The sequence below is a fragment of the Ruegeria sp. C5 genome (assembly GCF_056537605.1).
The window spans coordinates 1-23,712 of the sequence record NZ_JBQFRX010000010.1; the positions used below are offsets into that span (position 1 = coordinate 1).

20 protein-coding genes are annotated in these 23,712 nt (G+C 56.8%); 4 read left to right on the forward strand and 16 right to left on the reverse strand.

Annotation, left to right across the window (positions count from 1 at the left end):
- The 4 genes from ACR0AW_RS20425 to rpsL all read right to left on the reverse strand — a co-directional run.
- Nucleotides 1-91 (reverse strand): GTP-binding protein (locus tag ACR0AW_RS20425; RefSeq protein WP_036223564.1); only part of this gene is annotated, 91 nt, incomplete at its 3' end.
- Nucleotides 92-151: 60 nt separating this feature from the next.
- Complete coding sequence (gene fusA, locus ACR0AW_RS20430; protein WP_170328783.1) at nt 152-2,269, reverse strand: elongation factor G; 2,118 nt, start codon at nt 2,267-2,269, stop codon at nt 152-154.
- An 18-nt stretch (nt 2,270-2,287) separates the two neighbouring features.
- On the reverse strand, nt 2,288-2,758 hold the full coding sequence (rpsG, locus tag ACR0AW_RS20435) for a 30S ribosomal protein S7 (protein WP_010441203.1): 471 nt from the start codon (nt 2,756-2,758) through the stop codon (nt 2,288-2,290).
- Between the two features lie 15 nt (nt 2,759-2,773).
- Nucleotides 2,774-3,145 (reverse strand): 30S ribosomal protein S12, encoded by a 372-nt coding sequence (gene rpsL / locus ACR0AW_RS20440; protein WP_005621086.1) that lies wholly within the window; start codon nt 3,143-3,145, stop codon nt 2,774-2,776.
- A 398-nt stretch (nt 3,146-3,543) separates the two neighbouring features.
- Here rpsL and ACR0AW_RS20445 point away from each other — a divergent pair, with 398 nt between their 5' ends.
- Complete coding sequence (locus tag ACR0AW_RS20445; protein ID WP_170732463.1) at nt 3,544-4,359, forward strand: glycosyltransferase; 816 nt, start codon at nt 3,544-3,546, stop codon at nt 4,357-4,359.
- On the opposite strand, the gene ACR0AW_RS20450 is transcribed toward ACR0AW_RS20445, so the two are convergent.
- From ACR0AW_RS20450 to ACR0AW_RS20485, 8 genes are all read right to left on the reverse strand, one after another.
- Nucleotides 4,344-5,213: a DMT family transporter gene (locus ACR0AW_RS20450; protein WP_170732464.1), complete on the reverse strand. Its 870-nt coding sequence runs from the start codon at nt 5,211-5,213 to the stop codon at nt 4,344-4,346. The genes ACR0AW_RS20445 and ACR0AW_RS20450 overlap by 16 nt on opposite strands.
- Nucleotides 5,214-5,342: 129 nt before the next feature.
- The gene (locus ACR0AW_RS20455; RefSeq protein ID WP_170732465.1) at nt 5,343-6,416 is read right to left on the reverse strand and encodes a pyridoxal-phosphate dependent enzyme; all 1,074 of its coding nucleotides are present in this window, start codon (nt 6,414-6,416) and stop codon (nt 5,343-5,345) included.
- A gap of 141 nt (nt 6,417-6,557) precedes the next feature.
- Nucleotides 6,558-10,799 carry a DNA-directed RNA polymerase subunit beta' gene (gene rpoC, locus ACR0AW_RS20460; RefSeq protein ID WP_170406489.1) on the reverse strand — a complete coding sequence of 1,414 codons (4,242 nt, stop codon included), beginning with the start codon at nt 10,797-10,799 and terminating at the stop codon, nt 6,558-6,560.
- A 52-nt stretch (nt 10,800-10,851) separates the two neighbouring features.
- Nucleotides 10,852-14,988 (reverse strand): DNA-directed RNA polymerase subunit beta, encoded by a 4,137-nt coding sequence (gene rpoB / locus ACR0AW_RS20465; protein WP_170732466.1) that lies wholly within the window; start codon nt 14,986-14,988, stop codon nt 10,852-10,854.
- Nucleotides 14,989-15,238: 250 nt separating this feature from the next.
- Nucleotides 15,239-15,613 (reverse strand): 50S ribosomal protein L7/L12, encoded by a 375-nt coding sequence (gene rplL / locus ACR0AW_RS20470; RefSeq protein WP_010441182.1) that lies wholly within the window; start codon nt 15,611-15,613, stop codon nt 15,239-15,241.
- A gap of 80 nt (nt 15,614-15,693) precedes the next feature.
- On the reverse strand, nt 15,694-16,212 hold the full coding sequence (rplJ, locus tag ACR0AW_RS20475; protein WP_170406495.1) for a 50S ribosomal protein L10: 519 nt from the start codon (nt 16,210-16,212) through the stop codon (nt 15,694-15,696).
- 513 nt (nt 16,213-16,725) lie between these two features.
- Entirely contained in the window at nt 16,726-17,646 is a 921-nt protein-coding gene (locus ACR0AW_RS20480; protein ID WP_170514688.1) for a hypothetical protein, read from the reverse strand.
- Complete coding sequence (locus ACR0AW_RS20485; RefSeq protein ID WP_480439578.1) at nt 17,643-18,215, reverse strand: class I SAM-dependent methyltransferase; 573 nt, start codon at nt 18,213-18,215, stop codon at nt 17,643-17,645. Before ACR0AW_RS20485 ends, ACR0AW_RS20480 begins: the two co-directional genes overlap by 4 nt.
- 11 nt (nt 18,216-18,226) lie before the next feature.
- Here ACR0AW_RS20485 and ACR0AW_RS20490 point away from each other — a divergent pair, with 11 nt between their 5' ends.
- Nucleotides 18,227-18,376, forward strand: a complete 150-nt coding sequence (locus ACR0AW_RS20490) for a hypothetical protein (RefSeq protein WP_480439580.1) — start codon at nt 18,227-18,229, stop codon at nt 18,374-18,376.
- Between the two features lie 239 nt (nt 18,377-18,615).
- On the opposite strand, the gene rplA is transcribed toward ACR0AW_RS20490, so the two are convergent.
- Both rplA and rplK read right to left on the reverse strand, forming a co-directional pair.
- Nucleotides 18,616-19,314 (reverse strand): 50S ribosomal protein L1, encoded by a 699-nt coding sequence (rplA, locus tag ACR0AW_RS20495; RefSeq protein WP_010440987.1) that lies wholly within the window; start codon nt 19,312-19,314, stop codon nt 18,616-18,618.
- A gap of 1 nt (nt 19,315) precedes the next feature.
- Nucleotides 19,316-19,765, reverse strand: a complete 450-nt coding sequence (rplK, locus tag ACR0AW_RS20500; RefSeq protein WP_010440985.1) for a 50S ribosomal protein L11 — start codon at nt 19,763-19,765, stop codon at nt 19,316-19,318.
- A 381-nt stretch (nt 19,766-20,146) separates the two neighbouring features.
- On the opposite strand from rplK, the gene ACR0AW_RS20505 reads away from it, so the two are divergent.
- Nucleotides 20,147-21,388, forward strand: a complete 1,242-nt coding sequence (locus tag ACR0AW_RS20505) for a peptidoglycan-binding domain-containing protein (RefSeq protein WP_170398593.1) — start codon at nt 20,147-20,149, stop codon at nt 21,386-21,388.
- Between the two features lie 95 nt (nt 21,389-21,483).
- Nucleotides 21,484-22,671: an adenylate/guanylate cyclase domain-containing protein gene (locus ACR0AW_RS20510; RefSeq protein WP_170732468.1), complete on the forward strand. Its 1,188-nt coding sequence runs from the start codon at nt 21,484-21,486 to the stop codon at nt 22,669-22,671.
- A 47-nt stretch (nt 22,672-22,718) separates the two neighbouring features.
- Here ACR0AW_RS20510 and nusG read toward each other — a convergent pair whose 3' ends face one another.
- The gene (nusG, locus tag ACR0AW_RS20515) at nt 22,719-23,252 is read right to left on the reverse strand and encodes a transcription termination/antitermination protein NusG (protein ID WP_152459924.1); all 534 of its coding nucleotides are present in this window, start codon (nt 23,250-23,252) and stop codon (nt 22,719-22,721) included.
- 192 nt (nt 23,253-23,444) lie between these two features.
- Nucleotides 23,445-23,642 (reverse strand): preprotein translocase subunit SecE, encoded by a 198-nt coding sequence (gene secE, locus ACR0AW_RS20520; protein WP_170398600.1) that lies wholly within the window; start codon nt 23,640-23,642, stop codon nt 23,445-23,447.
- Between the last annotated feature and the right edge of the window lie 70 nt (nt 23,643-23,712).

Here is a 23,712-nt window from a genome sequence, read left to right on the forward strand (position 1 = left end):
CTGCGGTCAGCGTGGTCTTGCCGTGGTCAACGTGGCCAATCGTGCCGATGTTGACGTGCGGCTTATTACGCTCAAACTTTTCCTTTGCCATGATGGCCTCCTTTTTCGGTAATGAAGGGAGCGCGTTAGCCGCGCTCCCTCAAATCTTCGCTTATGCGTATTTCGCCTGAATCTCGTCCGAGATGTTCTGCGGAACCGGATCGTAGTGATCGAACTGCATTGTGAACTGGGCACGGCCCGACGACATCGAACGCAGAGTGTTGATGTAGCCGAACATGTTCGCCAGCGGAACGAACGCGTCGATCGCGATTGCGTTGCCGCGCGGTTCCTGACCAGACACCTGGCCACGACGCGAGGTCAGGTCGCCGATGATACCGCCGGTGTATTCTTCCGGGGTGATCACTTCGACCTTCATGATCGGTTCAAGCAGTTTCGCGCCAGCTTTGCGCATGCCTTCACGCATACACATCCGCGATGCGATTTCGAACGCCAGAACGCTCGAGTCAACGTCGTGGAACTTACCGTCCAGCAGGGCAACCTTGAAGTCGATCACGGGGAAGCCAGCCAGCGGGCCGCTATCCATGACCGAGTTGATGCCTTTTTCAACACCCGGGATGTATTCCTTCGGAACGGCGCCGCCTACGATGCGGCTTTCGAACGAATAGCCTTCGCCTGCTTCGGTCGGCTGGATCTCCAGCTTGACTTCCGCGAACTGACCCGAACCACCCGACTGTTTCTTGTGGGTGTAGGTGTGCTCGACCGGCATCGAGATGGTTTCGCGATAGGCCACCTGAGGTGCACCGATGTTCGCTTCAACCTTGAACTCGCGCTTCAGACGGTCAACCAGGATGTCCAGGTGAAGTTCGCCCATGCCCTTCATGATGGTCTGACCCGACTCCAGGTCGGTTTCCACGCGGAAGGACGGGTCTTCGGCGGCCAGACGGGCCAGACCCTGGGACATCTTCTCTTGGTCGCCCTTGGTTTTGGGCTCGACCGCGATTTCGATCACCGGGTCGGGGAAGGTCATGGTTTCCAGAACCACCGGATCCTTCGCGTCACACAGAGTGTCGCCGGTGGTGGTGTCTTTCAGACCCGCCAGCGCGATGATGTCGCCTGCAAACGCTTCTTCGATCTCTTCCCGGTTGTTCGAGTGCATCATCATCATACGACCGATGCGCTCTTTCTTACCTTTGGTCGAGTTCAGGATCGAGTCACCCTTGTTCATGGTGCCCGAGTAGATCCGGGTGAAGGTCAGAGAGCCAACGAAGGGGTCGTTCATGATTTTGAACGCCAGACCCGAGAAGGCCATGTCGTCGTCTGCACGACGGGCGATGTCACGAACTTCTTCCTCGTCGCCGGGTTTGAAGCCCATGTAATCGACAACGTCCAGCGGGCTGGGCAGATAGTCGATCACAGCGTTGAGCAGCGGCTGAACGCCTTTGTTCTTGAACGCCGAACCACCCAGAACCGGAACGAACGCGATTTCCAGAGTACCTTTGCGCAGCAGAGCGCGCAGGGTCGGAACGTCGGGCTCATTGCCTTCCAAGTATTCCATCATCGCGTCGTCGTCCATTTCGACGGCCGCTTCGATCATCTTGCCGCGCCATTCGTCAGCCATGTCTTTCAGGCTGTCGCGGATAGGAGCTTTGATCCAGCTTGCGCCCAGATCTTCGCCCTGCCACAGCCACTCTTCCATGGTGACCAGGTCGATCAGACCTTCCAGCTCGGACTCGGCACCGATCGGAATACCAACCGGAACAGCGCGTGCGCCGGTGCGGTCTTCGATCATGTTGACGCAGTTGAAGAAGTCAGCGCCGATCTTGTCCATTTTGTTGACGAAAACCATACGCGGAACCTTGTAGCGGTCAGCCTGACGCCACACGGTTTCGGTCTGGGGCTCAACACCGGCGTTTGCGTCCAGAACGCAGACAGCACCGTCGAGAACCGCCAGCGAACGCTCAACTTCGATGGTGAAGTCAACGTGGCCGGGGGTGTCGATGATGTTCAGGCGGTGCTTAGGAGTTTCTGCGGTCTGACCGTCCTCGGTGCGTTCCCAGAAAGTGGTGGTCGCAGCCGAAGTGATGGTGATGCCGCGTTCCTGCTCCTGCTCCATCCAGTCCATGGTGGCTGCACCATCGTGCACCTCACCGATGTTGTGGGATTTACCAGTGTAATACAGGATACGCTCCGAGCAGGTGGTCTTACCTGCGTCGATGTGCGCCATGATACCGAAGTTACGGTACAGTTCGAGCGGATATTCGCGTGCCATTGGTCTAAGCCTCTCGGATTACCAACGATAATGGCTGAAGGCTTTGTTCGCCTCGGCCATCTTGTGGGTGTCTTCGCGTTTCTTGACGGCAGTACCGCGGGACTGAACGGCGTCCAGCAGCTCGCCTGCAAGGCGCTCTTCCATGGTGTTTTCGTTGCGGCCACGCGCAGCAGTGATCAGCCAGCGGATGGCCAGTGCTTCGCGGCGCTCAGGGCGCACTTCGACCGGAACCTGATAGGTTGCACCACCAACCCGGCGCGAGCGAACCTCGACCGACGGTTTGATGTTGTCGAGCGCTTCGTGGAACACTTCGACAGGAGCGCGCTTTACCTTGTTCTCAACGCGGTCAAACGCGTTGTAAACGATGCGCTCTGCGACCGACTTCTTGCCGTCGATCATCAGGTTGTTCATGAATTTGGTCAGTACCTTGTCGCCAAATTTGGCGTCAGGCAGGACTTCGCGTTTTTCGGCGGCGTGACGACGTGACATATCAGCCTCTCCTTCTTACTTGGGACGCTTCGCGCCGTATTTCGAACGACGTTGCTTACGATCTTTGACGCCCTGAGTATCCAGAACACCGCGCAGGATGTGGTAACGCACACCGGGAAGGTCTTTTACACGGCCGCCACGGATCAGAACAACCGAGTGTTCCTGCAGGTTGTGGCTTTCACCCGGGATGTACGAGATGACCTCGAACCCGTTGGTCAAGCGCACTTTGGCAACCTTACGCATAGCCGAGTTCGGCTTCTTCGGTGTGGTGGTGTACACGCGGGTGCAGACGCCGCGTTTCTGCGGGCACTGCTCCAGGTGCATGGACTTCGAGCGTTTTACTTTGGGCTGCCGCGGTTTGCGGATCAGCTGTTGAATAGTTGGCATTCCGGTTTCTTCCCCGTTTTGCAACACACATGACATGCACGCGCGTTGCGTGCGGTTAAATTCGCTGCACTCATGCGTCCACAAGCGCAAAACCCGCGAGCGTTCCCATTCCGAGGTGAACGTCGCGGTTTGTTATCAGAGGGCGCGAACGATAAAAGTGTTCGGGCCTTGACCAGTTCATTACTGAAATCGGTTATGGGGCGGCCCCCGGTACCGAGATGTCGCGCGTATTAAGGGGAGTCGGCCCGAGTGTCAACAGCCCAGCGGGAAAGGCGTGTTGTACATAAGAACTCCGGCGGTCTATCAGGAACTAATGAAGATTCCCACTGCGCCGACGCATTGCAGCACTTCGGCACCGTATGCATTGTGAACATGCCCTGCAAACCATTGGATGCCCCATGCAAGTCTTTGGCCTGTGTCGATTTTCATTCCCTGCTCTGGGCGATTTCCAGATCGAACATGACACGGTCGCAGATCGGCGCGCCCATCTCTACAACCCTGTTCGTCTGGAAGAGCGGTTCCGCTTGTTCGAATCTGTGACGTTGCCCAGCTTTCGCGCGCAGACAGATGGGGACTATCAGCTTCTGGTCGTTGTTGGGGACTGTCTGCCGCAAAAGGCGCTCGACTGGCTTAAGGACCTCACCGCTGACATCAAGCAGGTACGAATTGTCCAAAGACCCGTCGAACCAAGCCATAAACACCGGCAGGTCATGAAACGAATCCTTCAGGAAGCGCGTTCAAACCCGGACCGGCCCTGTCTTCAATTTCGCCATGATGACGACGACAGCATTTCGATTGATTTCATCGAAAGACTGCGCGAGTCCGCCGATGATGTTGCCGGGCTGATTGGAAAAAATCAGGCCATAGGCCTCGATTTCAACAACGGATACCAGGCCAGCTTTGGGCCGAATGGGGTTCGGGCGGCACAAATCTACAAATCTCTGCTTGGGGTGGGCTTGGGCATGCTTATCGCGGGCGGGTGCGACCACACGATCATAAGTTTTACCCACAACCGGATCGGGCGTTTTATGCCAGTGGTCAGTTATCCTGATCGCCCGATGTGGATCAGGACATTGAACAACTCCAACGACTCGCCGCGCGCTGAAAAGCAGAAGGCGCAGCTTGCGCCGATCACGCCCGAAATCGAGACCGATTTTGCCACGCGTTTCGCGCTAAACCCCGGTTTCGTACGTTTGCCTCACTTCTCCGCTTGACGCGACCGTTCGCGAAACAGAGTGAACATCCCTGCCCCAACTACCAATGCACCACCCAGCATTGTGATCGCGTCCGGCCAGTCACCAAACACAGCCCACCCCAGTCCCAGTGCCCAAAGCAGGCTGGAATAGCGAAATGGCGCAACAAAACCGACCTCGCCCACGCGCATCACCATGACACTGAACAGATAGCCTATCAGAACAAAGACCGCAGCGCTGGCGATCATCGCTCCAGATGCGGTCGAGACCGGCACCCATCCTTCAAACGTGGAGACGATGATCGCTGCCAATGTGATAGTGAGGGATGTCGCCAGTGTTACCACCATAGAAGGTACTTCAGCTGACATTCGGCGGGTGATCAAATCGCGAACTGTAACGGAAGCAACCGCAATCAATGCGTAAATCGCATAGATGCTGAATCCTTCAGGACCGGGCCGAACGATCAACAACATACCGACGAACCCAAGCGCAATTGCAGCAATACGTCTCCATCCAATTACTTCACCGAAGAATAAGGCAGCACCCAAAATCACGGTCAGCGGCAACGCCTGTAGAACTGCCGTAACGTTGGCAAGCGGCATGTGCATCAGAGCCGTTAAAAAGAAGATGGTCGCCGCCAACTCTGCCAGGCACCGTAATGCGATAAGCCATTTGTCATGGAGGGGAAAATTCAGGTGAAGCGCCTCAAGATAACGGGCCATTATCAACACAAGAACTGTCGCCAAAACTCCGCGCATGGTCACAAGTTGGAACAGAGGCAGATCTTGCCCCACCACTTTCACCAACGCATCATTGATGGTAAAGGCCGCCATGCTGCCCATCATCAGCAGCGCGCCTTTAACGTTAGGACTCATTTAATCAACACCCGGTCTTCAATATATCGTCGTACTAACTGTTCAATCGATCACGAAGTCAATTTGCGCCTGACAATCCTACAGTAATAGTTCCGACGAGCTACACAAACTGTCGACTTTTCAGTCGTTTCAATCTGTCATCTGGGCGGAAGGCGTAGATTTCGAGATCTCGATCTCATCATCCGTCATCTCATCTTCTACGCCATCAAACAATGGTGTCGAAAGGTAACGCTCGCCCGTATCTGGCAACATTACCAACATGACGGAACCTTCCGGCGCAGTCTCGGCCAGTTTCATCGCGACCGCAAAGGTCGAGCCACCAGAAATACCGGTAAAAATCCCCTCTTCTGCGGCCAAACGGCGCGACCATGCAATACCGTCGCTACCGGGAACGGGAATCAACTCATCATAGTACGAGTTATCAATGGCCTCCTGCAGAACCCACGGAATGAAATCAGGCGTCCAACCCTGTATCGGATGCGGTTCGAAGTTCGGGTGGCTCTCGGTCGGCTGGTTTATTTCGTTGCGGGTGTTTACATACCCCGACGACACAATGGCTGCATTGGCAGGCTCGGTCAGGATGATCTTGGTCTCAGGGCGCGCTTTCCTCAGCACCCGGGCCACGCCCGAGACCGTCCCGCCAGTGCCATAGCCCGTAACCCAATAGTCGAGATTCTGCCCATCAAAGTCACCCAAGATTTCCCTCGCGGTGGTATTTTCGTGAATATCGGCATTGGCTGCGGTTTCAAACTGGCTGGCCAGGAACCAGCCGTTCTGCTCGGCCAATTCCTTGGCTTTTGTATACATGCCGAACCCCTTTTGCGCGCGCGGTGTCAGGACAACTTTTGCCCCCAAAAACCTCATCAGCTTGCGCCGCTCGACCGAGAAACTGTCGGCCATCGTCACAACTAAGGGATAGCCTTTGGCCGCGCAGACCATCGCCAGCCCGATACCGGTATTCCCCGAGGTCGCCTCAACTACTGTCTGACCGGGTTTTAAGCTACCGTCGCGTTCTGCCGCTTCGATGATGTTGAGGGCAAGGCGATCTTTGACAGAACTGGCCGGGTTAAACGCTTCGAATTTTACGTAAACCGTCACGTTTGAGGGCGCGATCCTGTTTATTCGTATGCTTGGCGTGTCTCCAACGGTGTCCAAAATACTGTCATACAGGCGCTTTCGCCCATGCGTTTGACGGGTTGTCATTGCGGCCCCCTCCTCTGTTGACGAAAGCATGCCACAAACCGGGTCACATTAGTAACTATCTTTGTGAGAGTTCGCCTCGGAGCGCTCACAACAAGAAAGGCCCCGCGAAATCGCGGGGCCTTTCTTAGTTATTGAGGGTGCCTATTCGCGGCTTTCCGGTGTTTCCACAAGAACGTCCAGCTCATCACCGACCATGTCGTCGTCGAAGGTCGGAGCGGCCAGAGCAGCAGCCGCTTCGGCCTCTTCCCGGCGGGCTTCGATGACCACGTTGTCACGCGATTGCGCGATGTGGCGGACGGCCTGAGTGGCCCCACCGGTACCGGCAGGGATCAGGCGACCAACGATGACGTTCTCTTTCAGGCCAACCAGCTTGTCTTTCTTGCCCTGAACCGAGGCTTCGGTCAGCACGCGGGTGGTTTCCTGGAACGACGCCGCCGAGATGAACGAACGCGTCTGCAGCGAAGCTTTGGTGATCCCCAGAAGGATCGGCTCACCCTGAGCCGGACGACCGCCACGCGAGATAGTCTTCTCGTTGGCTGCGTCGAACTCTTGCTTGTCGACATGTTCGCCTTTCAGCAGGGTGGTGTCACCTGAATCCAGGATCTCCCACTTCTGCAGCATCTGGCGCACGATGACCTCGATGTGCTTGTCGTTGATCTTAACGCCCTGCAGACGATAAACGTCCTGCACTTCGTCGATCATGTAATCCGCCAGCGCTTCGACACCCATGATGGACAGGATGTCATGCGGAGCCGGGTTACCGTCCATCAGGTATTCACCCTTCTGGATGAAGTCCCCTTCGGCGACCGGGATGTGCTTGCCCTTGGGTACCATGTATTCGATGGTCTCCATGGACTCGTCAGCCGGTTCGATGCTGATGCGGCGCTTGTTCTTGTAGTCGCGGCCAAAGCGCACGTAACCATCGGCTTCTGCGATGATCGCGTGATCTTTCGGACGACGGGCTTCGAACAGTTCGGCCACACGTGGCAGACCACCGGTGATGTCCTTGGTCTTGGCGCCTTCACGCGGGATACGCGCAACAACGTCACCGGCTTCGATGGTCTGACCATCTTCGACGGACAGGATCGCATCCACCGACATCGGATAGTGAACCGGGTTGCCCGCATCGTTGCGGACCGGCTCGCCATCTTCACCAACCAGAATGATCTCGGGCTTGAGGTCGCTGCCTTTGGGGGCCGCGCGCCAGTCGATCACGATCTTCTGGGTCATGCCGGTTGCATCGTCGGTCTCATCCCGGACCGCAAGGCCCGAAACAAGGTCGACATATTTCGCGGTACCGGCTTTCTCGGCGATGATCGGCAGGGTGTAGGGATCCCATTCGAACAGCTTGTCGCCACGAGCAACCTTGGTGCCGTCCTTGACGAACAGCTTGGAGCCATAGCCCAGCTTGTGGCTGGCACGCTCTTCGCCGTGTTCGTCGCTGATCACCAGCTTCATGTTCCGGCCCATAACGAGGCTTTCGCCTGCGGCATTGACCAGAATCTGCGGGTTCTCGAAGGAAACGACGCCTTCCTGGCTGGCTTCCTGGAACGACTGCTGACCACCTTGCGCAACACCACCGATGTGGAAAGTACGCATCGTCAGCTGCGTACCGGGTTCACCAATGGACTGCGCGGCGATGATGCCGACAGCCTCACCTGTGTTCACCATCGTGCCGCGTGCAAGGTCACGACCGTAGCAGGTGGCGCAGACGCCTTCCTCGGACTCACAGGTCAGAGGCGAGCGGATGCGCATCGACGCAACACCAGCTTCGTCAATGGTGTCCGCCATGCGTTCGTCGATCAACTGACCAGCGGCCACGATCACCTCATCCGTGCCCGGACGCAGAACATCGTCAGCCGCCACACGACCCAGCACACGTTCGGCCAGCGAGGCAACAACCTCACCGTCATTCACGGCGGCTTCGGCTGTGATCGCACGCTCAGTACCACAGTCGATCTCGCGAACGATGCAGTCCTGTGCGACGTCCACCAGACGACGGGTCAGGTAACCCGAGTTCGCCGTCTTCAGAGCGGTATCCGACAGACCCTTACGGGCACCGTGGGTCGAGTTGAAGTACTCGAGAACGGTCAGACCTTCTTTAAAGTTCGAGATAATCGGCGTCTCGATGATGTCACCGTTCGGCTTGGCCATCAGGCCACGCATACCGCCCAGCTGTTTCATCTGAGTGACCGAGCCACGCGCACCGGAGTGGGCCATCATGTAGACCGAGTTCGGCTCTTGATCTGACCCGTCTTCGGCCTTGGCAACGTCCGAGATGGTGCTCATCATCGCTTCGGTGACGCGGTCGTTACACTTCGACCAGGCATCAACAACTTTGTTGTACTTTTCGCCCTGAGTGATCAGGCCGTCCATGTACTGCTGTTCAAAGTCCTTCACCTGACCGCGGGTGTCATCAACGATGCCCCACTTGTCATCCGGGATGACCATGTCGTCCTTACCGAACGAGATGCCCGCCTTGAACGCTTCTTTGAAGCCCATCGACATGATCTGGTCACAGAAGATAACCGACTCTTTCTGACCGCAGTAACGGTAGACGGTGTCGATCACCTGCTGCACTTCTTTCTTCCGCAGCAGGCGGTTGACCAGCTCGAACGGGGCTTTGTTGTTCATCGGCAGCAATGCACCCAGACGCAGACGGCCCGGAGTGGTTTCATAGCGCTTCTGAACTTCGTTGCCTTCGTCGTCGATCTGCGTGATCCGCGCGGTGATTTTCGAGTGCAGATGCACCTCACCGGCGTCCAGCGCGTGCTGAACTTCTTCGATCGAACCGAAGACCTTGCCTTCGCCCGGCATGCCTTCGCGTTCGAGGGTCACATAGTACAGACCCAGGATCATATCCTGCGACGGAACGATGATCGGTGCACCGTTTGCAGGCGACAGAACGTTGTTCGTCGACATCATCAGAACACGCGCTTCCAGCTGCGCCTCAAGGCTTAGCGGGACGTGAACGGCCATCTGGTCCCCGTCGAAGTCGGCGTTAAAGGCCGAGCAGACCAGCGGGTGCAGCTGGATGGCTTTACCTTCGATCAGAACCGGCTCGAACGCCTGAATGCCAAGACGGTGCAGCGTCGGCGCACGGTTCAGCATGACAGGATGTTCGCGGATCACCTCGTCGAGGATATCCCACACTTCGGGACGTTCTTTCTCGACCAGTTTCTTCGCTTGCTTAACAGTCGAAGACAGACCCTTGGCTTCAAGGCGCGAGTAGATGAACGGCTTGAACAGCTCCAACGCCATCTTCTTGGGCAGACCACACTGGTGCAGCTTCAGCTCCGGACCGGTCACGATGACCGAACGGCCCGAGAAGTCGACGCGCTTACCCAGTAGGTTCTGACGGAAGCGGCCCTGCTTGCCTTTCAGCATGTCCGACAGCGATTTCAGCGGACGCTTGTTGGCGCCGGTGATCACGCGGCCACGACGGCCGTTGTCGAACAGAGCGTCCACGGATTCCTGCAGCATCCGCTTTTCGTTGCGGACGATGATGTCAGGCGCGCGCAGCTCGATCAGACGCTTCAGACGGTTGTTCCGGTTGATGACGCGGCGATACAGATCGTTCAGATCCGAGGTCGCGAACCGGCCACCATCCAGCGGAACCAGCGGACGCAGTTCCGGCGGAATGACCGGGATCACGGTCATGACCATCCACTCAGGCCGGTTGCCCGACTCGAGGAAGGATTCGACAACCTTCAGACGCTTGATGATCTTTTTGGGCTTCAACTCGCCGGTTGCTTCGGCCAGATCAGCGCGCAGCTGCTCGGCTTCGGCTTCCAGATCGATCTGGGCCAGCATCTCACGGATGGCTTCGGCACCGATATTCGCGGTGAACGCATCCATGCCATAGGCATCCTGCGCATCCATGTACTCTTCTTCGGTCAGCATCTGGCCGTAGGTCAGGTCGGTCAGACCGGGCTCGATGACGACGTAGTTTTCAAAGTACAGAACGCGTTCCAGATCGCGCAGCGTCATGTCCAGCATCAGACCGATGCGGGACGGCAGCGATTTCAGGAACCAGATGTGTGCGACGGGCGCGGCCAGTTCGATGTGGCCCATACGCTCGCGGCGGACTTTCTGCAGGGTGACTTCCACACCGCATTTCTCGCAGACAACGCCGCGATATTTCATCCGCTTATATTTGCCGCATAGACATTCGTAATCTTTGATCGGGCCAAAGATACGCGCGCAGAACAGACCGTCACGCTCGGGCTTGAACGTCCGGTAGTTGATGGTTTCGGGTTTCTTGATCTCACCATAGGACCAAGACAGGATCCGTTCAGGGCTGGCCAGCGAAACCTTGATCTCGTCAAAGACTTTCGGCGGTGTCAGCGGGTTGAACGGGTTGTTGGTGATTTCCTGGTTCATTTTGATACCTCAAATTTTGCGGAAGGGGGGACGGGAGGAAGGGCCGAGGCCCTTACTCCTCAACCTCCGCATCCAGGAGTTCCATATTCAGGCCGAGGCCACGGACTTCTTTAACCAGAACGTTGAACGATTCCGGTACGCCCGCTTCAAAGTTATCCTCGCCCTTGACGATCGACTCATAGACCTTGGTCCGACCGGCGACGTCATCCGATTTCACGGTGAGCATCTCCTGCAGGGTGTAGGCGGCGCCGTAAGCTTCCAGAGCCCAGACCTCCATCTCACCAAAGCGCTGACCACCGAACTGCGCCTTACCACCCAGCGGCTGCTGGGTAACCAGGCTGTACGGCCCGGTCGAACGCGCGTGGATCTTGTCGTCCACCAGGTGGTGCAATTTCAGCAGGTACTTGATGCCCACGGTGACCGGGCGCGCGAATTGCTCACCGGTGCGACCGTCGAACAGAACCGACTGACCGCTTTCCGAGAAGCCCGCACGCACCAGCGCGTCGTTGACGTCTGCTTCTTTGGCACCGTCGAAGACCGGAGTAGCGATCGGAACACCACGGGTCACGTTGCCCGCAGCCTCGATCAGGCCATCCTCGTCCAGACCGGTGATGCCTTCTTCGTAGACATCCTCGCCATAAGCCAGCTTCATCGCTTCGCGCACCGGGGTCAGATCGCCGGAACGGCGGTACTCACCCAGAGCCTCATCGATGTTCAGACCCAGACCGCGTGCGGCCCAACCCATGTGGGTTTCAAGGATCTGACCGACGTTCATACGCGAAGGCACACCCAGCGGGTTCAGACAGAAGTCAACCGGAGTACCATCGGCCAGGAACGGCATGTCTTCCATCGGAACAACCTTGGAGATCACACCCTTGTTCCCGTGACGACCGGCCATCTTATCGCCCGGCTGCAGCTTACGCTTAACGGCGATGAAGACTTTGACCATCTTCATCACACCCGGCGGCAGGTCGTCGCCACGGCGGACTTTCTCGACCTTGTCCTCGAAACGGGCGTCCAGAGCACGCTTTTGCACTTCGTACTGCTCGTTCAGGGCTTCAACGATCTGTGCGTCCTGCTCACCTTCCAGTGCCAACTGCCACCACTGACCGCGGGTCAAGGTTTCCAGCAGTTCCTCGGTGATCACCGAGCCTGGTTTGACGCCTTTCGGGCCTTTGACAGCGGTTTTGCCAAGGATCAGACCTTGCAGACGCGCATAGATGTTGCGGTCCAGGATCGCCAGCTCGTCGTCCCGGTCACGGGCCAGACGCTCGACTTCCTCACGCTCGATCTGCAGCGCACGCTCGTCTTTTTCGACGCCGTGACGGTTGAAGACGCGGACCTCAACAACCGTACCGTAGTCACCCGGCTTCACGCGTAGCGAGGTGTCGCGCACGTCAGATGCTTTCTCACCAAAGATGGCGCGCAGCAGCTTTTCTTCCGGGGTCATCGGGCTTTCGCCCTTCGGAGTGATCTTGCCGACCAGAATATCGCCCGGCTCAACATCCGCACCGATGTAAACGATGCCTGCCTCGTCGAGGTTGCGCAGCGCTTCTTCACCGACGTTCGGAATGTCGCGGGTGATCTCTTCCGGGCCCAGCTTGGTGTCACGGGCGGCGACTTCGAACTCCTCGATATGGACCGAGGTGAAGACGTCGTCACGCGCGATACGTTCCGAGATCAGGATCGAGTCTTCGTAGTTGTAACCGTTCCACGGCATGAACGCGACGACCACGTTCTTACCAAGCGCCAGTTCACCCATATCGGTCGACGGACCGTCGGCAATAACTTCGCCCTTCTGGACGGTGTCACCCACCTTGATCAGCGGACGCTGGTTGATGCAGGTGTTCTGGTTCGACCGCTGGAATTTGCGCAGACGATAGATGTCAACGCCAGCGTCGCCCAGTTCCAAATCCTCGGTGGCGCGAATAACGATACGCTGGGCATCGACCTGGTCGATGATACCGGCGCGTTTCGCCTGAATCGCAGCGCCTGAGTCGATCGCGACCTTTTCCTCGATCCCGGTACCGACCAGCGGCGCTTCGGCGCGCAGCAGCGGAACCGCCTGACGTTGCATGTTCGAGCCCATCAGAGCGCGGTTAGCGTCGTCATTTTCAAGGAACGGGATCAGCGATGCAGCAACCGAGACCAGCTGTTTCGGCGACACGTCGATCAGGTCCACATTCTCGCGCGGGGCGAGGGTGTAGTCACCGGCCTGACGGGTCGAAACCAGATCGTTGATGAACTTGCCATCGGCATCCAGCGTCGCGTTCGCCTGCGCCACGGTGTGACGCATTTCCTCGGTCGCGGACATGTAGTGAACCTCATCGGTCACCTCGGCGTCTTTGACGACGCGGTAGGGTGTTTCGATGAAACCATACTTGTTCACGCGGGCAAAGGTGGCCAGTGAGTTGATCAGACCAATGTTCGGACCTTCGGGCGTTTCAATCGGGCACATCCGACCATAGTGGGTCGGGTGTACGTCGCGCACCTCAAAGCCCGCACGCTCACGCGTCAGACCGCCCGGGCCAAGCGCCGAGAGACGGCGTTTGTGGGTGACTTCCGAAAGCGGGTTGGTCTGGTCCATGAACTGCGACAGCTGCGATGAGCCAAAGAATTCACGAACAGCAGCCGCAGCTGGTTTCGCGTTGATCAGGTCCTGCGGCATGACGGTGTCGATCTCGACCGACGACATACGCTCTTTGATCGCGCGCTCCATGCGCAGCAGGCCAACGCGATACTGGTTTTCCATCAGTTCGCCGACCGAACGGACACGACGGTTGCCGAGGTGGTCGATATCGTCCACGTCGCCTTTACCGTCACGCAGTTCCACCAGCGCCTTGATGCAGGCCACGATGTCTTCGCGGCGCAGCGTGCGCAGGGTGTCCGGCGCATCCAGAGCCAGACGCATGTTCATCTTCACACGACCAACGGCGGACAGGTCATAGCGCTCGCTGTCGAAGAACAGGGTGTCGAACAGAGCCGACGCAGCCTCGACGGTGGGAGGCTCGCCCGGACGCATGACGCGGTAGATGTCCATCAGCGCGCTTTCACGGTTCAGGTTCTTGTCCTGAGCCATGGTGTTGCGCATGTAGGGGCCAACGTTGACGTTGTCGATGTCCAGAACCGGGATGTCGGTGATGCCCGCATCCATCAGGTCCTTGACGGTGCCGCCGATCAGGTCGCCGTCTTTATCATACTCCAGGGTCAGCTCATCACCGGCTTCGACATAGATCGCGCCGTTTTCTTCGTTGATGATGTCCTTGGCGACATACTTGCCGACGATGTTGTCGAAGGGCACCAGCAGGTCGGTAACAGCGCCTTCGTCGATCAGCTTTTTGACCGCGCGCGGGGTGACTTTCTTGCCCGCTTCGGCAATCACTTCGCCCGATTTCGCGTCGATCAGATCATATGTCGGACGGGTACCGCGCACACGCTCTGGGAAGAAGGGCGTGACCCAGCCTTTCTTCTTGTCCAGCTTGTAGGACACGGTGTTGTAATACGCGTCCATGATCGCTTCCTGATCCAGACCCAGCGCATAAAGCAGGGTTGTCACAGGCAGTTTACGACGACGGTCGATACGGGCGAACACGATGTCCTTGGCGTCGAACTCAAAGTCCAGCCAGCTGCCGCGATACGGGATGATGCGGCAAGCAAAAAGCAGTTTGCCCGAGGAATGGGTCTTGCCCTTGTCGTGATCAAAGAACACACCAGGCGAACGGTGCATCTGGGACACGATCACACGCTCGGTACCGTTCACGATGAAGGTGCCGTTCGGTGTCATCAGGGGCATATCGCCCATGAACACGTCCTGTTCTTTGATGTCTTTGACCGATTTAGCGCCGGTGTCCTCATCTACATCAAACACGATCAGACGCAGCGTGACCTTCAGCGGCGCGCTGTAGGTCATGTCGCGCTGCATGCACTCTTCGACGTCGTATTTGGGTTTTTCCAGATCGTATTTCACGAACTCCAGAACGGAAGTTTCGTTGAAATCCTTGATCGGGAAAACCGACTGGAACACGCCTTTGATGCCTTCGCCGTCTGTGGGCTGTTCTGCATCGCCGGAGCGCAGGAAAAGATCATAAGAAGATTTCTGCACCTCAATGAGGTTCGGCATTTCCAAAACTTCGCGGATTTTGCCGTAATATTTACGAAGACGTTTCTGGCCAAGGAACGTTTGAGCCATGTCAGATGTCACCTTTCGATGTTCTCAGCGGGCAAAGACACCGTCGGGCCCCGGCATCTTGCACAATCGAGACGACACGTCCGGATCAATTCGTGACCACCGTCCCGAAGGTGGCCTCCCGATCCGAAAACCGTGTCTTAGAAAACGCCCCAGACAATGAGGCCCTTTCTAAGACAGGTTCGGCTGGACCCGGATTTCTCCGGACCCAGCCAAATTTTGCGGCGCATCAGCGATGCACCTGTCGGTTGGCTTAGGCCAGCTCGACTTCGGCGCCAGCTGCTTCCAGCTTGCCTTTGACTTCCTCGGCTTCGTCTTTCGACACGCCTTCTTTGATCTTGCCGCCAGCTTCGACCAGCTCTTTGGCTTCTTTCAGGCCCAGACCGGTGATGCCGCGAACTTCTTTGATCACGTTGATTTTCGAAGCGCCGGCGTTCTTCAGAACGACGTCGAATTCGGTTTTCTCTTCCTCAGCTGCGCCACCGGCGTCGCCACCAGCTGCAACCATTACGGCACCGCCAGCTGCAGGCTCGATGCCGTATTCGTCTTTGAGGATGGTTTTCAGTTCTTGTGCTTCCAGCAGGGTCAGACCCACGATGCTTTCTGCGAGTGCTTTCAGATCAGCCATTGTATTAGCTCTTTCCGTTTTACAGTGTGTGTTCCAACGTCAGGGTGGATCCCCTACGCAGATCATTCAGTGCCAACCGCTTACGCAGCTTCCGCCTTCTCTTCGATGGTGGAAAGGATGCTTGCGATGTTGCTTGCAGGTGCGCCAATCGCGCCGGCGATGTTCGAAGCAGGTGCGCCAATGCAGCCCACGATCGAAGCAATAAGCTCTTCACGAGACGGCATTTTCGAAACGGCTTCAACGCCTTTGCGGTCCAGAGCGTTCTCGCCCATTGCACCGCCGAGGATCTCAAAATTCTTGTTATCCTTGGCGAAGTCCTCGGCCACCTTGGCAGCTGCCACGGGGTCCTCGGAATAGGTCAGAACGGTCATCCCTGTCAGCAGGTCGGCCATGCTTTCACACGGCTTACCCTCAAGGGCGATTTTGGCGAGCCTGTTCTTGGCAACACGCACGGCACCACCCGCGTCACGAGCACGTGCGCGAAGGTCCTGCATCTCGGCAACTGTCAGACCGGCGTAGTGCGAAACCACTACGACGCCAGAGCTTTCGAAGATTTGGCCGAGCTCCTCGACCACTTTCTCTTTCTGGGCTCTATCCACAGTTCTCTCCAAGTTAGGGGTGATATCTCACCCCGGCTCATATTTGCCGCAGCTTTCGCTCCGGCGTTCAGGTCCGTTGTTACGGGATTGGCCAAAATGCGCCCGAGGATCGTGACCCTCAGAATTCTTTGGTCTTACCCGTCTCAGGCAGGGAATTAAGGGGCCAGATGGACCCACCCACCGTCTTGGACGAAACAAAATAAAGCGCACGACGAATCGCACGCTTTATTCCGCAGGTCTACTTAGGACAGATAGGCCGGGTTTCCAAGAGGTAAATTTAGGCGGCTTGCACCTCCCGCGCAGGGGCTGCCACATAGTTGAAACTGTTCTGAGGCATCTCGGTTTCCAGAAAACGAGCCGACACTAAGGCTTGCGGATTTCGCTACGCGCACCATAGCTTCACCCCAGCCACGACTTAGCGCCTATCCGCATATTGATCTAGACAAGTATTCCTCCAGTTTATCCCGTGACGCAAATGCGACTGTTGCTTGAGGACACGATGATGCGGTGCTTTCAACCGATACTAAAGTCGTGCTGAAGCAAAGGTGCAAACTTGCGGCGCGCCCTTCGCCAAGCGAAATGAAACAGCGGGTCCGGTATCCGCCAATTTTCACCGTAACTCTGCGCCAGCAATGCGGGCGCGTCCTGCGGTAGCATGATTTCCCCACCGTTAAGAGATTTAAGCGGGAAAATCGCGCTTTCCGGCAGATCATAAAGTGAGTACGGATACACGCTAAAGCGCCCGTTTTCCGTCCAAGCCGGAAACAGATCGATATCAATACCCAAGTTATTTTTAACTTTGAATATAGGAATGCTGTTTTTTAGCGAATTGGCATCCAAGCAATCGCTTTCCAGCAATTCTCGCTGATATTCGGCCCATTTTCCTGCAACACCTTCAAGCGTTGACTCACCCAGATACACCGCAAAATCGACATCGTCGTCGTGACCAATCAATCCACCCTCGCGAACATGACCCAACAAAGCGCCAGCGTACAGAATGATCGGCTTCCCCAAACGAATTACGGGTTCAAGCTCGGCGTCAAGTTTTGAAAAGATTTCATCACCAGCCTTTTCCCCGAATGTTCTGTTATAGCCATGCGGTGTAATGAAATCGGGGTGTAGCGTCTGCTTTACGCGCTCAAAAAATGAGGCAAAGCGCGCCTCTTTGCCCTGATCCGCATAGCGAGTCTCCATATGCTTTAGCCTACCGTGCGTCCGGGCAGGCTTTGTTCTCCCATGGCAGCAAAGAAGGATATAGGTCTCTTCCCAGTCATCAAAGAGCGCTTGGTTTTCCAAGCGCTTTATTGGTTCCTTTAGCGAATTGACAGCCAAACGCGTTTTACGAGGCCGTGGTAGTGCAGTTTGTGCCGCAGCATGGGTAAAAACATGCTCTCGAAGTGAGGCAAGCTCCTTGATTAATTCTTCTTCTGTCATGGTGTTTTTTCATAGATCGCGCGGGCGACGATCGCATCTTCTGTTTTATATTTTGCGAAACCACTGCCTTCGACGCCATAACACTTTCGGAATTCTGAGGCTTCCATTTTTGAATCCAGATCCGTCGCACTTACGTATCGCCGGAAATGCGGCGCCGCAATTTTCGTTGTGGCTCGGTCCGCCAACGTTCGATATTCGAACGCTACGACATCGCCAGGCCTGCACTCGCTCCGCAGCGCCCGGATCAGAGCATCTTCTTCATCATCTGTGATCGCATGCAAAAAGAACCGAGCATAAACGCAAACGATTTCAGATCGTCGCTCGGACAACACACGCTCAATCAATCCATCTTCGAGATTGGTCTGAACAAATTCAAGATCGTCGCCGCCCTGCTTTTGTGCATGCTTTTGCGCTGACGCAATCGCTGCCTCAGACGCATCCATGCCGGTCACTTTGAACCCGTGTCGTGAAAAGAAAAAACTGTCACGGGCATTCCCACACCCTACGTCAATGACATGTGACTGCCGATCAATCTCATTTGCCACAAACGCTGCGAATTGCGACGGCAAGGTAAGCTCCCATGACCCTGCCGATTTCGCATAAAACTGGTCCCAAAAGGCGCGTCGATCTTCTGGAAGTGATTTCTGACGAATATTTTGGTTCATTGATGGGTATTCTCGAACAGCTACTACACGGCAATGGGGGAACTGTGTCAGACCGCACCCCCTAGTTCAATCGCTTCTTTAGCCACCGCTGCTGAAGCAGTGAATCTATGTTTGTGCGTATCGCTGCTTTTTAGTCAGCTTAGCTGTAACCGGGTTTGAAATTGGCAAAACTTCAAGATTTCAATTGATGTGCAAGCAACCACGCTATCACACAGCTAGAGCCTGTTTCTCATGTGGCACGCAATAAAAATCCCGGACAGTTCTCACTACCCGGGATCAAGTTCTCACAGCTTAACGCTAAGGCTTATTCGCCCGCAGCAGCCGCCACGTCCAGAGTCACACCCGGGCCCATGGTCGAGCTCAGCGCGATTTTCTTCATATAGGTGCCTTTGGCACCCGACGGCTTGGCCTTGGCCACAGCCGAGATGAAGGCACGGACGTTCTCGACCAGCTTGGCTTCGTCGAAGGACGCTTTGCCAACACCGGCGTGCACAACGCCGCCTTTTTCCGCTTTGAACTGAACTTCACCACCTTTTGCTGCTTCCACAGCCGCTTTCACGTCCATGGTCACGGTGCCAACTTTGGGGTTCGGCATCAGGTTGCGGGGGCCGAGCACTTTACCCAGACGACCGACGATCGGCATCATGTCCGGGGTTGCAATGCAGCGATCAAATTCGATGGTGCCGCCCTGAATGGTTTCCATCAGGTCTTCCGCGCCAACGATATCTGCGCCCGCTTCTTTCGCTTCGTCTGCCTTGGGGCCACGAGCAAATACAGCGACGCGCATCGCTTTGCCGGTACCGTTCGGCAGGCCAACAACGCCGCGAACCATCTGGTCCGCGTGACGGGTGTCAACGCCGAGGTTCAGAGCGATCTCGATGGTCTCGTCGAATTTTGAGGTTGCGTTGCCTTTGACCAGGGAAACAGCTTCTTCGACCGACAGGTTTTCCTTGCCAGCGACAGCTTCGCGCGCAGCGCGGGTACGTTTACCGAGTTTTGCCATCTTACTTCACCTCGATGCCCATTGAGCGGGCCGAGCCCAGGATGATCTGCATTGCGCCTTCGACGTCGTTGGCGTTCAGATCTTTCATTTTGGCTTCGGCGATTTCACGAACCTGCTTCGAGGTTACGGTTGCCACGGTCTCACGACCTGGGTTTTCCGCACCACGAGGGCGGTTCCGCTTGCCGACCGGCTTCAGACCAGCCGCTTTTTTCAGGTAGTAAGACGCGGGCGGCGTCTTGATGTCCATGGTGAAGGACTTGTCCTGATAGTAGGTGATCACGGTCGGGCACGGGGCGCCGGGCTCCATGTCTGCGGTCTTGGCGTTGAACGCCTTGCAGAATTCCATGATGTTGATGCCGCGCTGACCCAGCGCCGGACCAACTGGCGGCGACGGGTTCGCCTGACCTGCAGGAACCTGCAGCTTCATTGTACCAGCAAGCTTCTTGGCCATTTGGTTTTCCTTTCAACTTAGGTGAAACGCGTTTCACCCAGACTATGTTGCGTGGTCCGATCCGGGATCGCGATCCCAGCAACCTCCCACGAGAGAATCTCGCCCGAAGACGATAGGGGCGGCACTTACAGCGGAACGGCGGGGTTGGCAAGTGGCCTGCCCTGCTCTCACACATCGAATCAAGCCCCCAAGTGGGTCTTATACGCTCACGGCGTACAGATCGTTACTAACAAGGTGCGACTGACAACTCTTAAGAAATTAATATCAATGCAGAATCTGCGCGGTGGTTGCGGGATGGTCGGGTTTCCGCCACCCCCCTCACCTCAATACTCGCAGCTGTGCTATACTCGACGAAATTAGTATTTTTGGTGGAGGTTAGTTATGATCATTCGTTTATTAATAACAGTTGGCATCGCGCTGTCATTTGCGGCGTCTTCTCCTCAGACCGCGCGGGCCGATGCTGGCGAGATACTGGGCGGTGCTGTGGTTGGTGGCGTCATCGGCTACGCTATCGGCCGGGATCAGCAGAGAAAACAGCAAGCCCGGACGAGGTCAACAACAACACGCACCTATCGCCCCGGAATTCCGTCGACCACACAAGGGGCGCAAACCCAGACCGCGCTCAACTATTTCGGCTACAATGCGGGTCGCGTTGATGGTCAAGTCGGTCGTGGCACACGGTCTGCGATCGAACGCTATCAGGTCTCGATGGGCTACCCCGTGAATGGCTATGACTTCCAGCCCTATCAGCGCGACTTCCTGATGCAGGCCTATTACTGGGCGACAAGCGGCGGTCAGACGACAACTCAACTCGCAGGCCAACCGCTTTTGATGGAATACCGCCGGCAGATACAAACCGGCTCTGCCCTGGCTGCCGCCCCTCAGGCACCAGCACAAGCCCCAGCAACCACGATTCCGGTTGTGGTTCCTCAAGCTCAGGAACCAGAGCCCGAGGCCAATACAACTGAAACCGCCTCTGCCAGCCTGCCGAGCCTGTTTTCCGGTGGGACCGGAGGCCCATCGCTCGCCAATCGGTGTAGCGGTGTGATGCTGCAAACTTCGACCAATGGCGGCTACACGACGTTGTCGAACATGACGGATGCCGATTTTGCCCTCAGCGAACAGTTCTGCCTTGCTCGCAGCTATGCGATGGCGCGTGGCGAAGATCTGATGGCGGATATCCAGGGGCTGACGCCAGATCAGGTAAGCGCACAATGCGACTCGTACGGTGAAATGTTGGCACCGCAAGTTGATGCGCTGTCGATCAGCTCGAAGGCAGAAGCTGAAACCCAGGTACGCAAGCTTGCGCTGGACTCGGGCCTCAGCCCCGCTGATCTTGCCGCGACAAGCAAGGTCTGTCTGTCGATGGGCTACCGTCAGGACAACATGGACACGGCAGTCGGTTCCGCATTGATGCTAGTCGCGATGGGTGAGCCTGCCTATGGAGAGTTGATCGGCCACCACCTGCGCGAAGGCTTTGGTGTGCAACAGCGTCGCGATCTTGCGATGCAGTGGTACGATGCGAGCCTTTCGGCACTGGATGCCGGTTCGCAAGCCGTCTTCCTGCCGTCCCAGACCGACCGCCCGCAACTGTTGCGTGCGGCTATGGTTCAAGCGCAGTAAGTCGCGCACTCAGTCGTTTCAGCCACTGCGAGGCTGATACAAATAACGCCGCGGTGTCTGTTTGCATCGCGGCGTTCTATCTTGAGGGTGCCACTATGCCGACCCCACCGGAACCGATCCCAAAACAGGACAAGATCGACGCTTTGATCGAGTGGATGGTTGACGGTGCCCGTCCAGCTGGAAATGCGGTCGATATCATCGAAGGTATCTGTACCCGTCTGCTGGATGCCGGTGTCGCCATCGACCGGTTCGGTTTGTTCATCTGGACGCTGCATCCCAATCTGATGGGTCGACGTTTCCTGTGGAAAGCGGACGCTGGCGTTGATCGGGTCGACGCGCCGTCTCAATTGTTCACCGAGGCGATCTACACCGATAACCCCCTGCCGCATGTGATCGAGCGTCAGCAACCCATCCGCCGCCATCTGGAAGACCCCAGCTGCCCCGAGGATTACATCATTGTCGGCGAATTGCGCGAGCAGGGCTTCACCGATTATCTGGCGCAACCGCTGATCTATCTCAACGGCGATACCCATGTCTGCACTTGGTCAAGTGCCACGCCCGGTGGGTTTTCAGAGAGTGATCTAGCGATCCTGAGCCGGGTTCGCGGTCCGCTCGCCCGCCTGACCGAGACCTATATGCTGCGGCTCGACGCGACCTACCTTCTGTCGACCTATGTCGGCCGTAACAGTGGCGCCCACATTCTGGACGGTAAAGTACATCGCGGTGATGGCAGCAAAATCGAGGCCGTTATCCTGTTTGCGGATCTCAAGGGATTTACCCGCCTTTCGAATTCGGTTTCCGGCGATACGCTGGTCCGGCTGCTGAATGACACGTTTGATTGCCTTGTCCCGTCGGTCATGGACCACGGCGGAGAGATTCTGAAGTTCATGGGCGACGGCTTTTTTGCCATCTTCCCAACCAGCACGAATCTTCCGCCAAAGGTGCAGATTCAGGCCGCCATCGCAGCGGTGCGCGAGGGTGTGGCGTCGCTGGCCGAGGCCGATTTTCAGCAAAAGCTAGGCGTGCGCACTGCAATTCATCACGGTCGCTTCCATTATGGCAATGTAGGTGGCGGGGACCGGCTGGATTTCACGGCCATCGGTCCAGACGTCAATTTGGCGGCTAGACTTGTAGCGGCGGCCACAGACTTGGATTGCGACCATGTCCTTTCGGATACAGCCGCAGCATTTCTCCCGACACTCTGCGAACCGGTCGGAACTGTATCACTTAAAGGTTTTGGTGAGGATCAAACTGTCTGGCAGATGAGCACGCCCCAAACGTAAAAAGGGTGCCCATAAGGCACCCCAAACGATGGTACGATGGAAACCAATCAGCTCTGCTTGGTGACCTGCGTAAAGTCCAGCTCGACCGGTGTTTCGCGGCCAAAGATCGAAACCGAAACTTTCAGTTTCTGGTTCTCGTCGTCCACACCTTCGACCATGCCGTCGAAATCCTCGAACGGGCCGTCGTTGACCTTGACCTTCTCGCCGACCTCGAAGCTGATCATCAGCTTGGGCGCTTCTTCACCTTCCTGAACGCGGTTGAGGATCTGGTTCACCTCGGCGTCGCGCATCGGCATCGGGCGGCCCTGAGGGCCCAGGAAGCCGGTAACGCGATTGATCGAGTTGATCAGGTGATAGCCCTGATCCGACATTTCCATGTGTACCAGCACGTAACCCGGCATAAAGCGACGTTCGGTGGTGACCTTCTTGCCCCGGCGCACTTCGATCACCTCTTCGGTGGGCACCAGTACCTCGTCGATATCGTCTTCAAGGCCCTGCTCAGCCACCGACGTGCGGATCTGCTCTGCGATCTTCTTTTCGAAATTCGAAAGAACGCTGACCGAATACCACCGTTTCGCCATGAACCTGTCGTCCTTGTTTGCCTTTGGGCTGCGACGCATCGCGCCCTTCGTTGAAATCCTATTGCGTCACCCGGAATAAAAAGCGGCGCGCAGCCCGATTCGCCGCACGCCCATTCCGAATAGTCATGTCACCTACTCTGACATCGCAAGCTGTGCAAGGGGGCAGTCGCGTTTCAGCTTGCCCAAACCGGCTTAGCTAAACGCGCCGAGTACCAGTTGCAGACCGCCGCGAATGCCCAGATCAACCAGAGCAAAGAACACAGCCGTCAGCGCCGCCATGATGAACACCATGACCGTGGTCAACAGAACCTCACGACGGGTCGGCCAGACGACCTTTGCGACTTCTGCGCGGACCTGCTGAATGAACTGGATCGGGTTTAAGGTTGCCATGAGGCTACAATCTCTCTTCTAGCGGATGGGCCGGACATAGCCGGGCATTGCGGCAATTTCAAGGGCTGTT